The organism is Enterococcus ureasiticus (assembly GCF_001730285.1).
Classification (GTDB): Bacteria; Bacillota; Bacilli; order Lactobacillales; family Enterococcaceae; genus Enterococcus_L; species Enterococcus_L ureasiticus.
Genome location: NZ_MIJZ01000016.1, coordinates 1 through 21,617, shown reverse-complemented (window position 1 = coordinate 21,617; position 21,617 = coordinate 1). Strand labels below are relative to the sequence as shown.

The 21,617-nt window shown below is 35.1% G+C and carries 20 protein-coding genes; 16 read left to right on the top strand and 4 right to left on the bottom strand.

The features are described 5' to 3' along the window. Positions 1-89: 89 nt before the first annotated feature. From BCR21_RS14390 to BCR21_RS14370, 5 genes are all read left to right on the top strand, one after another. Positions 90-695 (top strand): bacterial Ig-like domain-containing protein, encoded by a 606-nt coding sequence (locus BCR21_RS14390; RefSeq protein ID WP_069647156.1) that lies wholly within the window; start codon positions 90-92, stop codon positions 693-695. After that, positions 696-2,147, top strand: coding sequence for a helix-turn-helix domain-containing protein (locus BCR21_RS14385; RefSeq protein ID WP_069647155.1), 1,452 nt, complete (start codon positions 696-698; stop codon positions 2,145-2,147). A gap of 206 nt (positions 2,148-2,353) precedes the next feature. Beyond that, positions 2,354-3,943, top strand: coding sequence for a DUF4178 domain-containing protein (locus tag BCR21_RS14380; RefSeq protein WP_069647154.1), 1,590 nt, complete (start codon positions 2,354-2,356; stop codon positions 3,941-3,943). Continuing rightward, entirely contained in the window at positions 3,933-4,307 is a 375-nt protein-coding gene (gene speD / locus BCR21_RS14375) for an adenosylmethionine decarboxylase (RefSeq protein ID WP_167351794.1), read from the top strand. Before BCR21_RS14380 ends, speD begins: the two co-directional genes overlap by 11 nt. A gap of 62 nt (positions 4,308-4,369) precedes the next feature. Beyond that, a complete protein-coding gene (locus tag BCR21_RS14370; RefSeq protein WP_069647411.1) occupies positions 4,370-5,908 on the top strand; it encodes a polyamine aminopropyltransferase in 1,539 nt (512 codons plus the stop codon). 295 nt (positions 5,909-6,203) lie between these two features. On the opposite strand, the gene BCR21_RS14365 is transcribed toward BCR21_RS14370, so the two are convergent. Beyond that, the gene (locus tag BCR21_RS14365) at positions 6,204-6,791 is read right to left on the bottom strand and encodes a helix-hairpin-helix domain-containing protein (RefSeq protein ID WP_069647153.1); all 588 of its coding nucleotides are present in this window, start codon (positions 6,789-6,791) and stop codon (positions 6,204-6,206) included. Positions 6,792-7,132: 341 nt separating this feature from the next. On the opposite strand from BCR21_RS14365, the gene BCR21_RS14360 reads away from it, so the two are divergent. The 3 genes from BCR21_RS14360 (at position 7,133) to BCR21_RS14350 (ending at position 9,250) form a co-directional block, all read left to right on the top strand. After that, the gene (locus BCR21_RS14360) at positions 7,133-7,792 is read left to right on the top strand and encodes a hypothetical protein (protein ID WP_069647152.1); all 660 of its coding nucleotides are present in this window, start codon (positions 7,133-7,135) and stop codon (positions 7,790-7,792) included. A 97-nt stretch (positions 7,793-7,889) separates the two neighbouring features. Further along, entirely contained in the window at positions 7,890-8,642 is a 753-nt protein-coding gene (locus BCR21_RS14355; protein WP_069647151.1) for a tyrosine-protein phosphatase, read from the top strand. 53 nt (positions 8,643-8,695) lie between these two features. Next, positions 8,696-9,250 carry an FUSC family protein gene (locus tag BCR21_RS14350; protein ID WP_276204497.1) on the top strand — a complete coding sequence of 185 codons (555 nt, stop codon included), beginning with the start codon at positions 8,696-8,698 and terminating at the stop codon, positions 9,248-9,250. 69 nt (positions 9,251-9,319) lie between these two features. On the opposite strand, the gene BCR21_RS14345 is transcribed toward BCR21_RS14350, so the two are convergent. Continuing rightward, positions 9,320-9,946 carry a DJ-1/PfpI family protein gene (locus BCR21_RS14345; RefSeq protein ID WP_069647149.1) on the bottom strand — a complete coding sequence of 209 codons (627 nt, stop codon included), beginning with the start codon at positions 9,944-9,946 and terminating at the stop codon, positions 9,320-9,322. Between the two features lie 81 nt (positions 9,947-10,027). Further along, positions 10,028-10,957 (bottom strand): helix-turn-helix transcriptional regulator, encoded by a 930-nt coding sequence (locus BCR21_RS14340; protein WP_069647148.1) that lies wholly within the window; start codon positions 10,955-10,957, stop codon positions 10,028-10,030. 405 nt (positions 10,958-11,362) lie between these two features. Here BCR21_RS14340 and BCR21_RS14335 point away from each other — a divergent pair, with 405 nt between their 5' ends. From BCR21_RS14335 to BCR21_RS14315, 5 genes are all read left to right on the top strand, one after another. Beyond that, entirely contained in the window at positions 11,363-12,910 is a 1,548-nt protein-coding gene (locus BCR21_RS14335; RefSeq protein ID WP_069647147.1) for an ABC-F family ATP-binding cassette domain-containing protein, read from the top strand. An 11-nt stretch (positions 12,911-12,921) separates the two neighbouring features. After that, entirely contained in the window at positions 12,922-13,302 is a 381-nt protein-coding gene (locus BCR21_RS14330; RefSeq protein ID WP_069647146.1) for an FAD-dependent oxidoreductase, read from the top strand. Between the two features lie 59 nt (positions 13,303-13,361). Then, complete coding sequence (locus tag BCR21_RS14325) at positions 13,362-14,189, top strand: GNAT family N-acetyltransferase (protein ID WP_069647145.1); 828 nt, start codon at positions 13,362-13,364, stop codon at positions 14,187-14,189. 203 nt (positions 14,190-14,392) lie between these two features. Then, entirely contained in the window at positions 14,393-15,211 is an 819-nt protein-coding gene (locus BCR21_RS14320) for a helix-turn-helix domain-containing protein (protein WP_069647144.1), read from the top strand. 187 nt (positions 15,212-15,398) lie between these two features. Continuing rightward, positions 15,399-16,511 (top strand): acyltransferase family protein, encoded by a 1,113-nt coding sequence (locus BCR21_RS14315; RefSeq protein WP_084013331.1) that lies wholly within the window; start codon positions 15,399-15,401, stop codon positions 16,509-16,511. Positions 16,512-16,579: 68 nt separating this feature from the next. Here the strand turns inward: BCR21_RS14315 and fabI are convergent, their stop codons facing one another. Beyond that, positions 16,580-17,332 (bottom strand): enoyl-ACP reductase FabI, encoded by a 753-nt coding sequence (gene fabI, locus BCR21_RS14310; protein ID WP_069647143.1) that lies wholly within the window; start codon positions 17,330-17,332, stop codon positions 16,580-16,582. Between the two features lie 302 nt (positions 17,333-17,634). Between fabI and fabF the strand changes: the two genes are divergently transcribed. The 3 genes from fabF (at position 17,635) to BCR21_RS14295 (ending at position 21,182) form a co-directional block, all read left to right on the top strand. Next, the gene (fabF, locus tag BCR21_RS14305) at positions 17,635-18,873 is read left to right on the top strand and encodes a beta-ketoacyl-ACP synthase II (protein WP_069647142.1); all 1,239 of its coding nucleotides are present in this window, start codon (positions 17,635-17,637) and stop codon (positions 18,871-18,873) included. Positions 18,874-18,875: 2 nt separating this feature from the next. After that, the gene (gene fabZ / locus BCR21_RS14300) at positions 18,876-19,310 is read left to right on the top strand and encodes a 3-hydroxyacyl-ACP dehydratase FabZ (RefSeq protein WP_069647141.1); all 435 of its coding nucleotides are present in this window, start codon (positions 18,876-18,878) and stop codon (positions 19,308-19,310) included. Positions 19,311-20,075: 765 nt separating this feature from the next. Further along, on the top strand, positions 20,076-21,182 hold the full coding sequence (locus BCR21_RS14295) for a tyrosine-type recombinase/integrase (RefSeq protein ID WP_069647140.1): 1,107 nt from the start codon (positions 20,076-20,078) through the stop codon (positions 21,180-21,182). Positions 21,183-21,617 lie beyond the last annotated feature (435 nt).

Genomic DNA, 21,617 nt, shown 5'->3' with positions numbered 1-21,617 from the left:
AAGAATGGGGCTGGGACAGAAGGAAGGTTACAATTGCTTCTGTTCGGGCCTTTATTCGATTGATCCAACCTTTGGAGGCGCAGGAATAAGTGAAAAATAAACCATTGATAATAGGGACAACCTTACTAGTTTCATCCGCACTTTTTACTCATTTTGAAACGTTTTATGGAGAAGAAGCAACAACACCCGGGAAATATAAACTGACCTACGAGGTAGATGGGAAAGTTGAAACAGCTGTAATTGAAGTAAAAGAGAATCAGACGGAGCTACTCTTGAAAGATATCGTCATCAAGCAAAACGAGAAATGGTCTCCGTTAGACAATGTAGTTTCACTAAAAGATAAAGCTGGTGAACCGCTGAATATAAACCAAGTGACGATTAAAAATAACGTCAATACACAAGAAACTGGCGTTTATTTTGTAAAGTTTTCCTATAAAAACTACGAATCTATTGCTAAAGTATCCGTCAATCAATTTAGCCGTTCTAAACATAAAAAAAGAGTAATGAATCACTATTCCCCAAGTGACTCTCAAACAAAAATCATGCTGAACGATGACCTGTTGCAAAATGAACCAACTAAACCAAAGGGAAACTTAGAAACTTCTGGCGGAGCAGATCTGCCAGGTTCCTCGAGTTTTGGTAATATGTTGAGTTTTCTATCAGGATCACTTCTGTATGGAACAAGGAGAGTATAAATGGATTTCTTGTTATTAGACGATCGAACGAATTTAAAACTATCCATTATCCGAAAATTAGAGCAGCACTATTCGTTTTCTGAACGTAAAGATAGTTTATGTGCGCAATTAGATATTTCCCAATACCTTCTAGAACGGAGTGTTTTAGAGATAAATGAGGACTTGAAAAGGTTTGAGCTGATCGATGAAATGGAATTGATCGAGCAAAATAACGAGATCATCCTTTTTCAAGGTTCTCATGTATCATCAAGTATTGTAGAGGAGAGATATTTAAAGCATTCGTTAGAATTTACATTGTTGCAAACGATCTTTTTTAACCAATTTTCTTCGATCAAAAAATACGGGGAAAAACATGGTATGAGCCGCACAGTTGTTTATAAAATTGTTGACAGAATCCGGAAAGAGTTAATGCAGTATGATATAAAATTAACCAAAACATTTCAATTAGTTGGAGATGAAATGAAGATTCGCCAGTATTTTAACATGCTCTATTATCGAATCTATAAGGATTCAGACGAGTTATATAATCAATCGGATGTCTTATTAGTGAATGAGCTACTTTCTGCTATGAAACTGCATTGTAAAGAAGTAAAAACGTATTATCTGTTTAAGCATTACTTGTTTGTTATGCTAGAAAGAGTAAATAAAAAGCATAGCTATTATTTGCCTAGTCATTTTCAATCAGTCGATTTTGATAAAAAGAACGCGGTATATCAAATGCTGGAACAATGGGTGAAGCAGACTTTAAATGGAACAAACCGAGAAAAAGAAGCCGAAATAAGTGGTATTCTTAGCAAATTATCGATGTATCAAAGCGAATTTTGCGACCTTAAAAATGAGGTGGTCGAAAAGTATCAACAGCAGTTGGCACAACAAATTCGCCTATATCCACAGCTAACACTAACAGGACCTGATTTTTGGAATAATGTGAATAGAACGATCTATCAGCACAAATTCGTTACGCCTTTGATTGATCTTACGTTACGTGTGATGGACTTGGAATTTTTTCACGAGCGTTATCCAATCGTCTTTGAAGTCTGCCATACATTTATTTATCACTTGGACAAAGATGAATTTAAATTTAGTAAGAAATCACTTTTTTTCAATTTATTGCTCGTACTTTCTCAACAATACGATCAGGAAAATGAGAATAATACGATTAATATCCATGTGAACTTCACACAAGGCGAAAAATATAACCAATTTATCAAAGCGCAAATCAAGATTTTCGATTCTTTTAGCATAAACTTTCAGCCAGTCGTACGTCCAGATACAGATTTAATCGTCTCTGACTATCTTCCCCAGATAACTTTTTCAGCACGTAGTCTGATCTGGCTGGCTCCGCCTAGAGCAAGCGACTGGCGGAATTTCGGTAATGAAATCGTACAAATCAATAAGAATTTACAATTGAATAAGAGTAGAAAAGAAGAGAGTGAAATGAAACTTTTATAGTTTTATTTCACTCTTTTTTTAGTTGAAAATACTTAGTACACTGTCAATGGGAATGGAGAAGTCCAAAACCAAGCTTATCTTTTCGATCATACTAAAATGCTAGAATGACAAAAGACACAATGGCTTCTTATGTAGATTACGTATTTTGCTCATACTACTCTTATGATAAACTAAAGAGGGGTGGATAAAATAAAAGGAGAATTATAATGAACTATGACATGTTGTTGGGAGAAGAAGTAACAGTTGAAGCTATACTGTACAAAATTAATGGAATCATTGAGTTTCAGCAGGGAAACTATTGTTGGCGGGAATTCAAGTTGGTTGGGGAAAATCAGAACATTAAGTGGCTGAGTATTGACAAAGATAACCCAGACGAGAGCTATAGTTTGTTTCAATCTGCAGCTATTTTTTTTAGTTTGAGTACTCCTGAGTATGAAGGGGAAAAATATGTATTAGCAGAATCCGGATCTGCAACAGTTATCGCTGTGGAAGGTGAGGTGGATGCTGAACTTAATGAACGAATGACTTTTAAAGAGTTTCATTCTAAGACTGATGATAAGAAACTCTTAAGCTATGAAAAATGGTCAGATGAAACAGAATATAGTAGTGGAAAAATGATTCTGGCTTCACAAATAGAGTATCATGGCGCAATCAAAGAAAATAATCAGTCTCAAAAAAGAAAAGTTGAGCTATCCACGCTGAATAAAATAAAAAAAGGCCAAGAAATAACAATTGGAAAAACAATTTATAGAGTAGTTGGTTGGGCAAATTACCGACAAGGAAGCTATTCTTGGATTGAATACCGTTTATTGCCAAGGGCTAGTAATAAAGAAAGTTGGCTAGTTGTTGAGCCACAAGGTAATGAATACGTACTCAGCCTTTTCAAGAAAGTCGGAAACAAGCAAGTTACACTTAATACGACAGGGTCTCAAGCAATATATAAGAATAAAACGTATAATATTGCTGAAACTGGGACTGCAGTTGTGACACGTTCTTCTGGAGATGTTGATTTTGATCCTAATGAAAAAGTGAGTTTCTCGGATTTTACGAATCAAAAGAACGAAATTTTATCAAAAGAAAAATGGTCAGACGGGGTAGAATATTCTTATGGCCGAATTATTAATGATGTTGAATTTGAGTTACTAGAGTTTGTTAGTCCACCATTTTGGAAGAATGAGAAAGTTAAAAAAACGATGATGATTAGTTGTATTGCATTGATTATGGTATTTTTCTTTGCTTTATCAGAAGGGCTGATCCATTTTCCTCAGGCAACGATAGAAAAACAAGTGAGAGAATCAAGAATGTACGAAGAAGTGACGAATGTTACGTTTAAAGATTCTAGTAAAACTAAATCAAAAATTTATAAAAGTGATTTATCTGTGGATCAGACCTGTGAAAATTTAATAGAACTTGATCCTGAACGTATTTTATATGTCACAACGGACAAAGAGAATATTGAACAAGGGGAAAAAATGATTCAAACGAAAAAGGAAACTGTTTTGATTTATATAGGAGAAAATCAAGAGACATATATTCAGATTTTTCCTAATAAAGATTATCAAAATAGTTACAGTTCTTATAACGCGGGCAATCATGGCCGACTTCGTTCATTTTATGTAAATAGCAGAAACTGGGGAAATAACAAAGCGACAACTAATCAACCTGAACCTTATTCAGATGGATCAATCGAACGATCGATTGATGCGTCTCATTACAGTGGAAGTGTTGCCTCTGCAAGACAAAATAGTATCAATGCACGAAAAAAAGATGGTGGGGGTACCGGTTTTGGCAAATAATTCAAAACAACACGATTTTAGCGGTACTCACGTTTTTGCTGAATTTTATGGTGTAAACATTCCGTTATTCAATCAGAATGAGCTAGAAAATATTATTAGCCAGGCTTGTCTAGCAGGGGATGCCCATGTAATCAAACAAGAGGCAGCTGAATTTGCAAATGGCGGTTATACGTTGTTTGCGTTATTGAAAGAATCCCATTTAGCTATTCATACTTATCCAGAGCATCAGTCCATTTTTATTGACGTATTTACATGTGGGAAAGCAGACTCAAAGAAAGTGGTAGAAAAATTAGCGGAGTATTATCAACCGTCCTCCCTCGATCTTCAAACAGTTAAGCGAGGTATAAGAAATGAAAATGATTAATTTTACTCTTGGCTTTAACAGTTATTTAAAAAGGGTTCATAAAATGGGAGGGGTATAGGTTGTTGGAAGAATATAAATTTAGAAAAACAGACTTTAAGATACGTCCGCTACTGTTTACTACACTGATTATTTCTGGTTGTTCAATGATTTATGAGTTGATCATAGGTAGTTTGGGTTCATATTTATTGGGAAATAGTGTGGTCCAATTTTCATTGACCATCGGGATTTATTTATTTGCTATGGGGGTTGGAAGTTACGGATCAAAATTTATTCATCATTATTTATTTGATTATTTTGCTAGTTTAGAAATCATTGTTGGATTATTAGGTAGTTTTTCAAGTATCATTCTTTTTCTATGTTATATCTATACGGATGTCTATTCAATTGTGATGTATGGTTTAACCTTTGGGATTGGTTTTTTTGTTGGCTTAGAGATTCCTTTACTAGTAAGAATCATAGAACAGCATGATAAAGTGTTAAAAGATGAGCTAGCTAATCTTTTTGCCTTTGATTATATTGGCGGTTTGTTAGGTTCATTAGCGTTCCCTTTATTGTTACTACCTATATTTGGTTATATCACGGTTGCATTTATTTCGGGGATTTTGAATATTCTGGCAGCAAGTGTGATTGTTTTTAAATATAATGAACACTTGAAATGGAAAAAAAGTCTTAAAACGATTATCGTTGCATCGCTTATTGTAATTGTTTCTTTTATATTCTTTGGCAATCGTTTGACTAATTTTCTGGAAGGTGGACTATATGAAGATCAAGTGATTTTTTCGAAACAAACCTTGTACCAAAAAATTGTTGTAACTAAACACAAAGATGACCTACGCTTGTTTTTAGATGGGAATACGCAGTTTTCTTCAATGGATGAAAAAAGATATCATGAAGCACTGGTTCATATTCCATTGGGATTAATCGATAAGCCAAAAAATATTTTATTGCTTGGAGCAGGCGATGGATTAGCTGCACGGGAATTATTAAAATATTCTTCTGTAGAAAAAATCACGCTCGTTGATTTAGATGAAGAAATGGTTGAACTTTGTCGAACAAATCCAGCAATTTCAAAATTAAACGAGCATTCGATGGACAATAAAAAAGTTGAGTTAGTTTATGAAGATGCCTTTACTTTTTTAGAGAAAAATAAAGAGCAATATCAGATCGTGATTGCTGATTTACCTGATCCTAATAATGAATCATTGAATAAATTATATACAACAAGCTTTTATCGCCTGATCAACAAACGTTTATCGGACGATGGGATCATGGTAACACAATCAAACAGTCCGCTGTTTACAGGCAATGCGTTTTGGTGTATCAATAAAACTCTCAAAGAAGAATTTCCTCATGTTGTACCATATCATCTCTATGTTCCTTCTTTTGGAGATTGGGGATACAATTTAGCATCAAATAGAAAAATAGAGCCAACCAAAATTAAACTTAATCAGTTGGAATTGTCTTATTTAAATGAGCAAATGTTGCCAGTATTGTTTAGTTTTGGTGAAGATGAAAAGAAAGATTTAGCTAAATTAGAAATCAATACATTGTTTAAACCAAAATTATTTGAATACTATGATAGTGATACCAGCAAGTTGTAAGTGATGGAATTATACTCAAGCCTCAGATGTTTTTAGATTAAAATAACTATTTATCTGATGACAGAAAATATATCGAGTTAGATTTTACAACTAGTTTTGCTGATTGTATCATTTGTTGTTTATTATCTATTTTCCAAGATTTCAGATGCGCAAAAAAGATTTTTTCGTATGTTATTGTTTGCTGAACTTGATTTAAAATCATAAAAAAGTACTGGATCGGCACTTTACAAAGTGTCGATCCAGTACTTTTTTTACGATTAGATGAAAAAACTAAAATAATCTTGAGTACAAAATTCTATTGAATCACAAAAGAAGTAATTTCAGAAATCAGTGCATCTTTTTGATTGCTTTTAAATCGTATAATAATTGAAAAATAAATTTTAGCACCTGCTTTAGTTGTGATGATCCCATGAGCTGCCCCTTCTTTTCCATGAGTTAAAATAGATTGAATATCGAGGGAGCCAATCTCTATTTTTTCTTTGAGTAGCATTGCGATAAACGTATTTTTATCTTCAATGGCTTTCTTATTAGGAATGATACAACGAAATGAGTCAGATAGCATAGATTCTAGTAAATATTGATTCCCAGAAGCTGCAGCAACAATGTAATCGCGAATCATTCTACGTTTTGGGGCATTGTCGCAATTCAAAGAACAAAGGACTGTAAAATCAGACTTTGGCAATGATGTATCCTTTGGGGAATCTTGAAAGAATAACTTGTGCTCAGCCAAAGATTTTTCTAAAATGCTGATTGCTTTAGGTCCTACACCATGTAGTTTTGAAAGATTAGCTCTGTCTAGCAAGCTAATTTGTTCAAGCGTTGTAATACCAATCGAATGAAGTGCATTAGTAGCAGGTTTGCCGATGCTGGGTAATTTGGTCATATTTGCCTCCGGATGGAATTTATTCTTTGTCCCTATTATATATCTAGTAAGATTTGATTGAAAATAAATAAGAAACACAAAATCGGTATCAAAAAGAGTCTGGTATCTTAAAAATATTTTTTTTCCAATTAAGTCGTATGAACAGACAACATCGAAGAAAAAATTAAAAATAATCAGAGGTAAAATAGGGTTAACAAAAGAAAGGGAGGACAATAATTACACCGGAAAAGATTAAATAGAAACCAATACACTATAAAGAGTCAAAAAACGTTTTACCCAAGCAATACAAACAGGAAAATTGCTTTGATCCATCTTATAAAAATATAGAAGAGGTGCAAATTATGAACAAGATTAAATTAACAGGATTAGTGTTAGCTTCAGCGGCTGTTTTATTCAGTTTGGGCGCATGTTCTAAACAAGAAGGAAAAATTATCAACGAGGACTTGGTAAGTTCATCAGAAACAGCTGATGGTTCGATTAAAGAAGATACATACGCTTTAAGTGAAGACGGTGAGTTTAAGCAAATTGAATTCGGAAATAAGGACGCACTTGTTATTGATAAAGCAACCTTTGACACGGATTGGTCAGATGATAGCTGGTCGGGAGTTAAATTATCAATCGATAAAGCGAAAATTGTAGAAGTTGAAAAATACAAAGATAACGAAGACCATGAATACAAAGGACTATTAGCCTTGGACTTTAAACTTCACAACAATGAAGACAACAAAGATCTTCATATCCATCCAGGAAAAGCAACCTTAGTGCTGGAAAATGGTGAAGAAATCGACGGAGAACATTTCTCTGATTACTGGGATGATTTCTTTGCAAAGGGTGAAGAAAAAGATGGGCATGTCTTTTTCAAATTTGAAGAAATGGACAAAATCGACGAAATCAAAGAAATCCACTTAACATTTGATGGAACATATGGTGGAAAAGACAAGGATCTAGGTACTGTTGATCATGAATATGATGTGAATTTACCACTCACTCTAAAAAAATAAATACTCGTTTATCCCTGTCGACTCTGGTTGAATCAAACCAAATAAATTCTTTGACAGGGATTTTTTAGCAAATTAGGTTAATTATTGGAGGAATAATATGAACACGATTACGAATTTTAGAGATATTGGTAGCAAGTGTGCTTTTAATGATAAAAAAGTGAATAAGCAACAATTGTTTCGAAGTGGCAGTTTAACTGAATTAACTCAAACAGAACAACTTTTTTTAACGAAAGATTGTAAACTAAAAGTGATTGTTGATTTTCGCAGTGAAGAGGAGAAAAAAAGTCAGCCTGACACCGTTATGGAGAGGGTCAAATATGTCCCGATCAATGTATTGGCTGATAGTATGGACGAGAATGGCAGTATCGAAAGTATGATGACAGCAACGATTCCAGCAGATGAAATGATGGAGGCTATCTATAAAAATCTCGTTTTGTTGGATTCAGCACAGAAAGGCTATCAAACATTTTTAGAGCTATTGCTTGAGATACAAGGAGAGCCATTGGTTTTTCACTGTTCTGCTGGAAAAGATCGAACGGGTTTTGCGTCAGCGTTAGTTTTAAGCGTGTTAGGGGTATCGAAAGAGGCTATTTACCAAGATTATTTACTAACGAATAAAATGCGTAGAGAGGCTAATAACAAGCTACAGGAACAATTAGAAACATCCTATCAACTTTCTGATGTACAAATGGATCAACTCAAGCAGATGTTAGAAGTGAAAAAAACATATTTAGACACAGCTTTTGCAACAATCGATCAAGAATATGGCAGTTTTCATACATATGTAACGCAAGTGTTAAATTTTTCAGATGAAAAAATCGCTCAGTTACGTAAGATTTATCTTAAGTGAGTTGTTAAATGTCTAAAGCGGAATAGAGATAAAATTTAGAAGGTGAAAGTAACGTGAGATTTACCAAAATACATATTGAACAGAGAACAATTAAAATGGCAGCTGTTGTGTTTATGTGCATTGCCTTTTATACCGTTGTTGGGAATCCCGACAATACAAGTTTAATGATGATTTCGTCAAGTACAGCAGCTTTTGGAATTTACCCGAAAACAGTTGATGTCTGGATCTTTGCAAGGTATCGTATGCTCGGTACTGCAATCGGTTGTTTTTTTGGCACGGTTTATTTGTTGATCCAAAATCATTTAACGGATGAAGGATTATCCAGACTTATTTTTATCCCATTACTCATTTTTCTTACTGTAACGATTTCTGGTGGTGTGAAAAGTCCGATTACAGTGAGAGGCTCTGTAATGACATTGATCACAATGACGCTCGTTGCACCTGTAAATGATAAAAACTATGTTTTACAGCGAATACTTGCAACACTTGTCGGGACATTAATGGCTGTTTTGGTGAATTTCTTATTTGAACCTAAAAAATCACATATTTTGAAAGACTTAAGAAAGAGTGTAAATGTTGATAAAAGAAATAAAACGGATGAGTTATAACAAAAGAAGGATAGGAGTCGACTCATAGAGTTTACTTTCTATCCTTTTATCTTTAGTTTGGTTGATTAGTTATTGAGTAGAGGTCATTAATTCGGTGTAGTATTTAGGATCACCTGTTGCATGATAATTATACCAAGCTTCGAGCATTGGTTTTGATAAAACGTCTAAGTAATCCATGATTTGCTTAGCCCATAATAAGGAACCAGCCGAACTTGCTGTAATCAAATGGCGGTCAGCTACCGATAAAGTATTTTGATAGAAAGTGTTACCTGTGTAGTGACTAGAAAAAGTAGTTAGAAATTCTTTTGAATTACTTGTATGCAGACGGCTATTCAGTAAGCCTAAGTCAGCAAGGGCAAGTGTTGCACCACAAATGGCAGCGACTAGGATTCCAGCATTTAGATAATCTTCTGCTTTGTGCAAAATCGTTTGATGTTTTGCTTCGTTCCAAGTATTTGCTCCAGGCAATAATAATGCTGCTAGGGCACGTTCATTGATCTCATCAATAGAACAATCTGGAATGATCGTTAAACCTCCTAATGTGCGGATAGGCTCTTTTGTAAGGCTGACTGTCTGAATAGAATAAACCGGAGTTGTTTGATTATAACTAGCTGCTGTGTTGATTGCCGCTGTGATATAGCCTAGTTCCCAGTCTGCCATAGTATCTAAAATATAAACATAAACAATTGATTTCATTTGAAACATCCTTTCTTTACACCGTTGCTACTTTATAAAGTGCGGTGGTTTAAATGTATTGTAACAATAAAACAGTGACAACTATCTGTCACTGTTTGGGTAATTGTTTTGTAAGGTTGCTTCTAAATGAGTTTTTATTTTTTCAGCAAATGAAGCAGGAGCTAAGACCTTGATCTGATCACCAAAACCTAAGAGCAGAGAAAATAACATAAAGTTGTTTTCTCTCATTTTTAGTTCAATTGTCCGCGTTGTGGGCGACTCATTGAGCGTTTCGCCTTGAAAATATTCTTCTATAAGGATTTGGCTTTCTTTTTGGTATTCAATAATTATGGATTGTACATCCGTGTGTTGCTGTTCGACGTGTTTTTGCATTAAATCAGCTACATCATAGTCGTTTTGCCACTGTTCAGATTGAACATTTAAGTTTCTGAGTCGGATGATTTTATACATACGGCATTCTTGTTTTTCCTGATTATAGCCTAAAAGGTACCACGCATACCATTTATAAAAGACATGAAGTGCATCGATGGTGACATGACTTTTTTCTTTTTTGAGATTGATATAATCGAAAGAAACAGCCTTTTTTTCTTGAACGGCATTTTTTAATAGCGCGATATTTTCTATTACAGAACTATTTTCATTTACGACTGAAAAATCGATTTCTAATAGTGTCTGATCATCTGGAAGAGCATAGACCGCTTTGATTTTTTCATAAGTATCATTGACTTTTTTAGTGCCGTAGACACTTTTTAAACTTTCTAAAGCAAGTAACAGATAATCAGCATTGGTCTGGTCAATTATTTTATTACTGACTTGATAGTCTGGATTGATGGCGTAACCGCCATTTACACCGACCTCAGCATAGATTGGGACACCTGCTAAAGAAAGTGTATCGATATCTCGAATGATTGTTCGGCGTGAAACGTTGAATTCTTTTGCAAGTCTGGTTGCACTAACACGGTCACGATTAAGAATGTAAAATAAGATTCCTAGTAAGCGTTCGATTTTCATAATGAGACTCCTTTGTTTTTTCTTAGTGTATAGTGTTCTTAAATGAATAGCAACAACGATAATTTAGCCTTATTTTATCTGGATTTGACTATTTTTTTCCAAAATGGTAGAGTAACACCTGAGGAAGGTGTTTCAAATGTACGTATTATTTATTTCAACTCTTAGCTCCCTACAACTTATTTTTGATGAAGTGTTGTATGGAGCTTAATCGAAAAGCTTAAGAGCTTTTCTTATTCATCAGTAAATTTAGTATACTAAAGAAATAGCAGATTTTTGCTATGCTTTTTGTATGCTCATTTACTGAAGGATATATAGATTAAAAAGGCCCTAGACATTTTGTCTATGGGTCTTTTTTGTATGTTCTTTAGTAAAAATCAGGGAAACTACACGAAAGAGGAAAATATAATGGAATTATTACAAGTCAAAGATTTAACTTATGCAGTACCAGATAAACAGCTTTATGAAAACAGCTCATTTACCCTAAGAAGCAATGAACATATGGGCATCGTCGGTAAAAATGGTGCAGGTAAAAGTACCTTATTAAAGATGCTTTTAGGCACTGTTTTGCCAGATGCGGGTGCGATCTCATGGAATCCTGCGGCTACTTTAGGCTATTTAGACCAGTATGTAGATATGGATCAATCACTTACGATCAATGAATTTTTAACCTCAGCCTATCAAGACTTATTTAACACAGAAAAAGAGATGTTGAAACTTTACGAAAAATATGGTGAGACAGGCGATGATCAATTATTAACAAGAGCTGCAACCTATCAAGAACAATTAGAAATCAAAGGATTTTATCAAGTCGAAAACGATATCAATAAAGCAATAACAGGGCTTGGTATCAGTGATGGTGATGCCGATCAAACACTAAGCTCATTAAATCGTGGGGATCAAATAAAAGTCATTTTAGCTAAACTTTTATTGGAAAAACCATCTGTTTTGATCTTAGATGAACCAACGAACTATTTAGATCAAGAACATATCGAATGGCTGACAGAGTATTTAAATGCTTTCGAGAATGCTTTTATCATCGTTTCTCACGATACAGATTTTTTAAGTAACATCGCTACATGTATCTGTGATATCGATTTTGGTTCGATCAAAAAATACCACAGTAATTACACCGATTTCTTAAAACAAAAAGCGCATTTATCAGAAGCTTACCAAAGTCAATTTGAAGCGCAACAACGAAAAATAAAAGAAACCGAAGCCTTTATACAAAAAAATATTGCGGGGATCAAAACCAAAATGGCCCAAGGTAGAAGAAAACATTTAGAAAAGATGGATCGCCTGAAAGAGCCTGAGAAGAAAATCAAATCGAATTTCTCTTTTAAATTAATGCCTCAAAGTTCGCCAAATGTCATGATGATCGATGAATTGAGCGTTGGCTACAAAGAATCATTGCTTACTGTGCGCGACCTACAAGTAAAAAAAGGAGAGAAAATAGTGATCACTGGCGCAGACGGTTTAGGTAAATCTACATTAGTGAAAACACTCCTATCAATAGTACCGGCGATTTCTGGAAAAGCTCAATTTTCACCTCAAGTTGTTGTGGGCTACCATTCACAAGAAATCGAATGGGAAAAGACAGAATGGACACCGATCGAAGCGTTAGCAAACAAATACACGAAGCTGACCTATGAAGATGTACGCCGAGAACTAGCTAAATGTGGTTTGAAACGAGAAATTGCTTCAAAAAATCTTTACATGTTGAGTGGTGGGGAACAATCAAAAGTGAAGTTGTGCGATTTAACGATGCAACCAAGTAATTTCTTGATCTTAGACGAACCAACCAATCATTTAGATGTCGATTCAAGAAAAGCGCTACAAGAGGCGTTAAAATCGTTTAGAGGCAGTGTCTTGTTGATTTCAAATGATGAACAGTTTTATTCTCCTGTAGCAGATCATGTTTATGTTGTTGCTGATAAACATCTTATTAAGCAATGAGGTGAGCTGAGATGAGTTTTACAGGATTTAAAGAATGTCATTTGTACCAGCTTTCATCGGGGGAACAAGAAATACAGGAAGTATCAGAAAATCAGTTGGATGAACGCATTTTGATTATGGGTAGTGGCGTATTGGAATGTCTGATTGCAATCGATTTAGCTGAGCGAGGTAAAGAAGTCGTGCTTGTAGAAAAATCAGATGAGCTACTTTTAGAGTGTCTAGCATCTCCAAAAAGAGCGGAACTTATGCGGAAGCTGGAACAACTTGTTGTGACGATTTTCTTGGAAACACCTTATATCGAAGTTTTGAAGAATCAAGTTTATCTCCGTAATCAAGAAGGTTTTGAAACCTATTTCAAAATGGATAACATTATTGTTTCTAAAAAACGATGAATCGTTTAAAATTTGTTTATAGTTAAATAGACAGAGTAAAAAGCTAAAGGAGAACCATTATGTTTATAACGATAGACAAAGCCGATTTTCAACAAGTTGTAGAAACATGGAATCAAGGGTTCAGCGACTACCTGTTACCGATCCATGTAGACCAAAAGGCATTAGACCATAGAATCCAGTCGCTAAACCTTTCAAAAAAACTCTCCGCTGTTTTTTCTGTGGATGGAGAATTTGCAGGGATCATTCTTTTAGGGATCGAAACCTTTCAGCAAACCAAAGTGATGTGGGTTGGCGGCATGGCTGTGATTCCAAAATATCGTAGAAGCAAAGTTGCGTCCAAATTAATGGACTACGCAGAAAACGTGGCAAAGGAAAATCATTGCGATCAATTGATTCTTGAAGTGATTGCAGCCAACGAGCGTGCAAGGAAATTATACGAAGCGAAAGGCTTTCACACTGTGAATGAGCTGGCAGTTGGGACAATCATGTTACCAACTACGTCTAAAGCTCAAAGGAGTATTCACTTTAAACTAGCTTCAGTAAAAGAATTAGCGTTGCTTGAAAAACAATGGACACCGTGGCAGAACCGCTGTATTTTTTCAGATAAAAATTATGATATTTATCAAGAAGAAACAAAAATTGGCGCAATTAGTTTTAACTTAGCAGAAGAATCTGGTGATAAGGCTCTGATTCTTAAACAATTTCATGTACCTGAGCAAAAAAATAAAAATGTAATAACGGATATTTTACTTACGTTAAAGGAACAAGAAAATGTTGATAGTGTTAAAGTAGCTAATTTTGATATGGAGATTCCTGAATACAAGGAGTTGGAAAAAATCGGTATTACATTGCAGTTGACACAATTTCAATTAGCAAAAAAGTTGTAGGAAGAATAATCGTCACTCAAATATAGAAGAAAATCTCTGCCGCATTTATTGATAAAATGAATGTAGTGGAGATTTTTTTACCGCGCTAAACATGATTAAATCAATAAGCAACGTAGTGTTGCGCAGGTCTTTATTGTATAATGAATGAAAGCAACATATTTGTGCGACAAAAACGATGGACGTTAAGAATGGAGTGACTTATAGTGACTGTAGAAATTGGTAAACAAATCAAAAAATTCCGTCAGGAACAACAAATCTCACAACAGGAATTAGCTGACTATTTAAATATCTCACGCCAAACAATTTCTAAATGGGAGCTAGGAAAAAGTCTTCCAGATTTAGAAAATGTCATTAGGCTTTCTGACTATTTCAACATCAGTGTAGATATTCTTTTAGGACGTAAAAAGCCTAGTTTCTTTAGAGGATTGTTTGATGGGAAAGAAAGAAGGCAAAGTCATATGGATCAAAACCAAGAAAAAAAGAATAATGCTGCATTTTACAGTGCTTATGTACAAGATATTCAGCCGCTGTTTCTAGAAGGCCAACGAGTGAACACATTTATAAAGATTGAAGAAATAATTTTTCCTCAAGCGACTTTTTCCAAAATGATGGGCTATGCTAACTGTTTATGTAGCTTTAGTGGTGAACGTGTTTCTATTGATCAGATTGGGAAATTTAAACTGGCTATAAATATCCCTGTGGAACAGCCAATAACCACATTTTCTCTAAGCGATATATCGGAAATAAATCTAAAATTTGGTAAGTATTTTCGGAATGTAGGCGGTAATTTTGTGACATTGATCGATATCCTAACGAAAGACCAAAGCTATTATTTATGGGTAGAATCTTTAAAAGTTGCGCATCAGATCAGGCACCATGAAAAATTTAGTACAATTCAGATCAACGTAGATAAAGCATTCCAAGAATCTTTAGATCTGCCAAATGAGGAAGAAGCTGTTGAGGCAATTCGCAGCAATGCAGAAACCATCCCACTATTCTATGGAAGTAACCGATCATTGTAATATATTAAGGTACTATAATCTTATTAGGGCTATTAGACGAGGGAGAGAACGATAGAAGTTGTTCTCTTTTTTGCTATTAAAATGCTCCTTCAGCAGAGGGATAACCTTAAGCAGTACTAAAAAATCAGTCTCAGTACCGATAAATTATAAAATATGCTTTGTTATACTTAAATATAGGAAAACGAAGTTGGTTGGAAGTTATTGGGGTGGGGTGAAAAAAATCAAAAGAGCAGCAAAAGAAAAGCAGATGGATAGCAAGGGAATTGATTTGGTCAAATACATAGCCGCGATTTTAGTTATTTGTTTCCATTGTGAAAGTATTTTTCAAGATCCGGCAATCAATCATTTATTTAAGAATGTTTTATGTCGATTTGCGGTTCCATATTTTTTGATTTCAACGAGTTATTTTGTTAGAAGAGGACAGAGTCAGTCGTCCGATTACACAAAGCAGTATATCAAATCGCTAGCGAAATCTTATTTTTTTTGGAGCCTGATTTATTTACCTATTGGGTTCATGTGGATTCAGCAAAATTATTCACTGACCCCCACGTTGTATCCAGTAGCTTTAGTGGCCGGTTTGTTTTATACAGGAACGTACTATCATCTTTGGTACATACCAGCGGCGATTTTCGGAATCATTTGTGTTCAGTGGTTACTAAAACAAGCAGGATATATCGCGTTGTTCAGTCTGGCAACTCTGATGTACGGATTCGGTACCTTAGAAACCTATTATGCATATATAGGTAATGATCAATTGAAGGTGTTTTTTGATCAGTATATGGGCTTATTTATTACAACACGCAATGGTTTGTTTTTCGCCTTGATCTTTGTGGCGATGGGATTCTTTTTATGGGATCATCGAGAAAAAATTATCAGCTCTCAGAAGTATATGGGCGTACTTGTAGTCTTCACTGGGCTTCTTTTAATAGGTGAAGGAATCATCGTGTATTCAAATGTTGGGATTGATAAGAATTTTATGTGGATGCTCATTCCATTTACTAGCTGCCTTTTTTGTTGGAGTTTGTTTGTAAATGTGGAGGAGAAAATAGATGTAAAACGGTTGAGAGATTTAGGAAAATACTATTTTTTCATCCATCCGCTATGTATTTTGTGGACAGCTAATTTGGTGAATAGCTATGATTTTTTTGCCAATAGTTGGTTACAGCTGATCGTAACGCTGATTGCGACACATTTACTAAGCTCACTTGTGATCACATTAACACAGCAACTGCCGTATTATTATTTCGATCTACAACTGACGCTGCAAGTAAATCGTGGTTATTTGCAAAAACTTATTTAGAAATTAGGATTTACATGAAAAGATGAGGCTGAGATAAACTTCTTTAGTTGTATCTCAGCTTCATTTTTTTAAGTAAGGTGAACCCCTTTATCTACATAAATAATATCTCCTACGATACCAGCTGCTAGTTCACTGACTAAAAATGCACAAGTATTACCAACTTCTTCAATCGTAACACCTGCTTTGTCTGGTGTACGGCCTTCTGAAATTTTGATCAATTGATCATAATCTTTTACACCCGTTACGGCGAGTGTTTTGATTGCGCCTGCTGAAATCCCGTTCACACGGATTTTGTCTGCTGCAAATTCATAAGCTAGATATTTTACGGCTGTCTCTAAAGATGCTTTGGCAATCCCCATCATATTGTAATTTGGGATCGCTCTTTCAGAACCAAGATACGTCATTGTCACAATGCCTGAGCCAGGATTTAACATTGGTTTAGCATAATGTGCAACAGCTAAAAGTGAGTAACTGCTGATATCTTGAGCCAATAAGAAACCTGAGCGGCTAATGTCACTAACATTTCCATCTAATTCTTCTTTGTTAGCAAAAGCAATGGCATGTACTAATCCATCGATCTTATCGTATTTTTCTTGGATTGTTTGGAAAGCTTGAGCGATCGACTCGTCAGAGGCCACATCACATTCAACAAGCAAATCTGTTGGTTCAGCTAATTTTAACAATTGTTTTTTCATGCGTTCATTTTGGTACGTGTAAATAATATCAGCGCCTTGCTCTTTTAATGCCTTGGCACAACCCCAAGCAATACTTCGTTTGTTTGCGACGCCCATCACGACGACTTTTTTATTTTTTAGAAACATATGGTTTTTCCCCTTTTAAAATTATTTTTAGTGTGTGAAAAGGTCTCACATCTTAACAAAATCGAACGATTTGATTTTATTTAAGTTGACGGATAAAATTGCAACTGGTATTATCTGTGTTGAGAATGATAAAAAAATTCTCTAACGAATAAACAACACCTGTACAGACATTTTATCGGATGTCTGAATTATTAACTAAAATACTTTGAAAGTCAAACTATTTTACTTAAATTTAAACAAAAAAGTGTTGTTTAAGCAAGTTTTTTTTAATTTGATAGTCAAAACAATAGTGGAGGTGCACGATGAAACGAGTTGTAATAACTGGAATGGGAGCAGTGACTCCTTTGGGAAATACGGTAAAAGAGTATTGGCAAAATCTAGTCAATGGAAAATTAGGAATCGCTAAAATCACTAAGTTTGATTCTGAAGATACAGGTGTGGCACTTGCGGGTGAGGTGAAAGACTTTGATCCAAGTGAAGTTCTTGATCGTAAAGAGCAAAAGCGAATGGATTTATTTTCACAATATGGTTTAGTCGCTGCGATGGAAGCATGGAATATGAGTGGTCTGACAAAAGAAACGATCGATCCAAAACGTTTTGGTGTGATCGTGGGCAGTGGTATTGGTGGCATGACGACGTTACAAGATCAAGTCAGAGTCATGGATAAAAAAGGGGCTAAACGAGTGACACCGTTCTTTGTACCAATGGTGATCGCAAATATGGCTTCAGGGAATATCTCTATCAAATTAGGGGCAAAAGGACCTTCTCAAACAATCGTCACAGCCTGTGCGTCCGCGACCAATGCAATCGGTGAAGCGTTCCGTACAATCAAATATGGCTTAGCAGATATGATGATCACGGGTGGAACAGAAGCGACGATTTGTGAAATCGGAATTGCTGGTTTTGCAGCGTTGAGTGCGTTGAATACAACAGAGGATCCAACAAGAGCATCAATTCCGTTTGATAAAGAAAGACATGGTTTTGTGATGGGCGAAGGTGCAGGCATGTTGATGTTAGAAGAACTGGAGCACGCTCAAAAACGTGGTGCGACAATTTTAGGTGAAATCGTAGGTTATGGTAGTAATTGTGATGCTAGCCATATGACAGCGCCGTTAAAAGATGGTAGTGGAGCGGCAGATGCGATCGAATTAGCTTTAGCTGAAGCTGAGATCAAGGCGACTGATGTCGGTTATGTCAATGCTCATGGCACCTCAACACCAGCCAATGATGCAGCTGAAACGGCAGCTTTGAAACGTGTATTTGGCGAACGCGCCTATGATATTCCAATTTCAAGCACGAAAAGTATGACAGGTCACCTTTTAGGAGCGGCAGGAGGAATTGAAGCAATTGCTTGTGTGAAGACGTTACAAGAAGGCATTGCGCATCCGACAGTAGGCTATGAAGTAGCAGATCCAGAATGTGATTTAGATTATGTAACAGATGGTTCACGCCCCGTACAAGCAGAATATGCAATTAGTAATTCGTTTGGCTTTGGCGGTCATAATGGCGTTATTTGTATGAAAAAATGGGAGGAAAACTAACAATGACAAGATTAATGAATGCAACAGAAATTATGGAAATGATTCCAAACCGTTACCCAATTTGCTTTATCGACTATGTGGATGAAATCATCACGGATAAAAAAATTATTGCGACAAAAAATGTGACGATCAATGAAGAATTCTTCCAAGGTCATTTCCCTGGAAACCCAACAATGCCAGGTGTTTTGATTATTGAAGCATTAGCACAAGTTGGTTCGATCTTGATTTTGAAAATGGATCAATTTAAAGGCGAAACAGCGTATATCGGAGGAATCAACAAAGCGAAATTCCGTCAAAAAGTAGTTCCAGGAGATGTATTAAAATTACACTTTGAAATCGTAAAAATCAGAGATTTTGTAGGAATCGGGAAAGCGACTGCTTTTGTTGAAGATAAAAAAGTTTGTGAATGTGAATTGACTTTTATCGTCGGTAGATAATCAAACGAATAGTAAAAGAGCTTGGGACTTACGTCCTAAGAACTATAAAATAAAAGACCGAAAATCTTAAAAAGGATTTTCGGTCTTTTACTTTTATATTATTGGGAAAATCATGTTTATTTATCCTGACCAAAGAACCGATAGAAACGTAAACAATTCTTCAGATAACCTAAAGCTGGTTGGACATCAATTTTTCGTTGAGGGTAAATTTTCTCCGTCTCTTTTTCTAAAACAACTGTTGAATCGTAGTGTTAGAGTATTTCCAGTTTAGATTCTTTTAAATCCCACGATTTTTTATTAAAGAAAAATGAGGATATAACACAAGCAAATCATATTTTTTTGTTTATTTAAGAACTTCTTACACCTTCATTTCTATTGGATAAACAAAGGGTATTGCAAAAAAAACTCAAATTAGGGGAAAAAATGAAATATATAATGAAATAGAAATGTTATAAATGAATAAAAGAACGTTTCTCGTTTTTAAGCAAAACGAGAAACGTTCTTTTGTTTATTTATTTAATATGTCGTTTTTATCTACTTATTATTTCGCTACAAGAGTAATTCTAATAGATATAAATTAAAATTACAAGGTTTTTTTGTGATAAATTTTAATTTTTCCTTTTTTGAAACAATATTTATCTAAAAAATGACAATTTTTTAATAGCGTTGCTTCTATTGTAAAACAACATCATTAGGTGGAGAAAATAGCTCGTTTTTTTTAGCCGTCAATTCCGCCGTCAATAAAATTTGAAAGGATGAGTTATTTTGGCAAGAGGCGAAAATATTTACAAAAGAAAAGATGGTCGCTGGGAAGGACGATACCCTAAAGCACGAAAAGCAGATGGTTCCATCTATTATGGCTATATTTATGGACGATCTTATCGAACAGTTCGTGAACAACTTCTGGAAAAAAGACTATTTCATTCTCTTGAACAAAGGTCTTATCAAGAGCGATTTCAAGGAACTTTTGAGACTTGGTCAATTATTTGGCTGAACCAATTAATGAAAGAAAACATCAAAGAAAGCACGTATTCAAGCTACCAAAATAAACTGTCTTTACACATATTACCTATCATTGGTAAAACTCCCTTACATCGTGTGGATAAGAAGCAACTGGAACGGTTAGTCGATCAGCTAAAAGACAAACTGTCTCCAGCATCTATTCACATTGTCTTTCGATTAGTAAAAAGCTGTTTGAAAGGAGCCAGAGACAGGGGCTATCTCTATACAAACCCGGCGGAAGACATCTCTTTGCCAAAGGTTCAAAAAGAACAAGTCCCCGCATTAAATCGTCAACAACATACCAAAATTTTAAAAGAAAGTAAGAAAACAATCCACGGGCTCCCCATCGTTATTGCGCTAGAAACAGGCATGCGCATTGGCGAAATCAGTGCATTAAGATGGGAAGATGTCGATTTTGAACAACAAGTGATCCATGTACGTCGAACAAAACAACGTATTTTTGATTATGTAAATAAGTCATCCAAAACAAAATTGATTGAAACGGCGCCTAAAACACAACGGGGGAAACGGATTATTCCCATGACTCCTTGTTTAAATGAACAGCTTATTCAGGCAAAGAGTCAAGCAACGTCCTCATATGTCGTAGAATATCACGGGAAATCAATAGAGCCAAGAACGATTAGCTACCGATTTGAACGAATTAAAGCAAAAGTAGGGATAGTAAATGTCGGTTTTCATGCACTACGCCATACATTTGCGACTCGTTGTGTAGAATTAGGGATTAGCATCAGTACAGTGAGTGCTTTATTAGGGCATGCGTCTATCAAAATGACGTTGGACACGTATACCTATTCTTTTCTTGAGGATCAGCGTCAAGCAATGAGTAAATTCTCCCTTTTATCAGTGTAAATTTGCTAAAAAAATTGGAAAAGTGGGTTAAAGCTCTTTTCTCTCACAATTAAATAACGTTCGTTATTTAATTGTGAGAAGTACAAAATAAAATAGTAAGAACAACTAGCCAATCTATTTTTGATAGGCTTTTTTTTATAACCGTCACTTTCGCCGTCAAAGGGGAATTCAATCCCCTACCTATCAAATAAAAATAGAAGTCATTCTCGTTTTGCTTAAAAACGAGAATGACTTCTATTGATAATTACTACTACTAATTTTACTTTCATATTAAAAAAAGTGCAAAAGATAACCCTAAGAAATGAAACAACCAAATCAATTGTTAGGGACATAAATTAAGGAGGCAAGACAAATAATGTACAAACTAGGCATTTTAAAAGAAGAAAGACAACAAGATGCACATGTGAATGAGTTTTCTAACTCTTCCGCATTCAC

Bases quoted from the DNA above. Each gene is read 5' to 3' on its own strand.
- BCR21_RS14345 (WP_069647149.1), bottom strand. From the start codon at position 9,946: ATGAAATCAATTGTTTATGTTTATATTTTAGATACTATGGCAGACTGG.
- BCR21_RS14335 (WP_069647147.1), top strand. From the start codon at position 11,363: ATGGAATTATTACAAGTCAAAGATTTAACTTATGCAGTACCAGATAAA.
- BCR21_RS14330 (WP_069647146.1), top strand. From the start codon at position 12,922: ATGAGTTTTACAGGATTTAAAGAATGTCATTTGTACCAGCTTTCATCG.
- BCR21_RS14325 (WP_069647145.1), top strand. From the start codon at position 13,362: ATGTTTATAACGATAGACAAAGCCGATTTTCAACAAGTTGTAGAAACA.
- BCR21_RS14355 (WP_069647151.1), top strand. From the start codon at position 7,890: ATGAACACGATTACGAATTTTAGAGATATTGGTAGCAAGTGTGCTTTT.
- fabI (WP_069647143.1), bottom strand. From the start codon at position 17,332: ATGTTTCTAAAAAATAAAAAAGTCGTCGTGATGGGCGTCGCAAACAAA.
- BCR21_RS14360 (WP_069647152.1), top strand. From the start codon at position 7,133: ATGAACAAGATTAAATTAACAGGATTAGTGTTAGCTTCAGCGGCTGTT.
- BCR21_RS14365 (WP_069647153.1), bottom strand. From the start codon at position 6,791: ATGACCAAATTACCCAGCATCGGCAAACCTGCTACTAATGCACTTCAT.
- fabF (WP_069647142.1), top strand. From the start codon at position 17,635: ATGAAACGAGTTGTAATAACTGGAATGGGAGCAGTGACTCCTTTGGGA.
- BCR21_RS14340 (WP_069647148.1), bottom strand. From the start codon at position 10,957: ATGAAAATCGAACGCTTACTAGGAATCTTATTTTACATTCTTAATCGT.
- BCR21_RS14380 (WP_069647154.1), top strand. From the start codon at position 2,354: ATGAACTATGACATGTTGTTGGGAGAAGAAGTAACAGTTGAAGCTATA.
- BCR21_RS14385 (WP_069647155.1), top strand. From the start codon at position 696: ATGGATTTCTTGTTATTAGACGATCGAACGAATTTAAAACTATCCATT.
- fabZ (WP_069647141.1), top strand. From the start codon at position 18,876: ATGACAAGATTAATGAATGCAACAGAAATTATGGAAATGATTCCAAAC.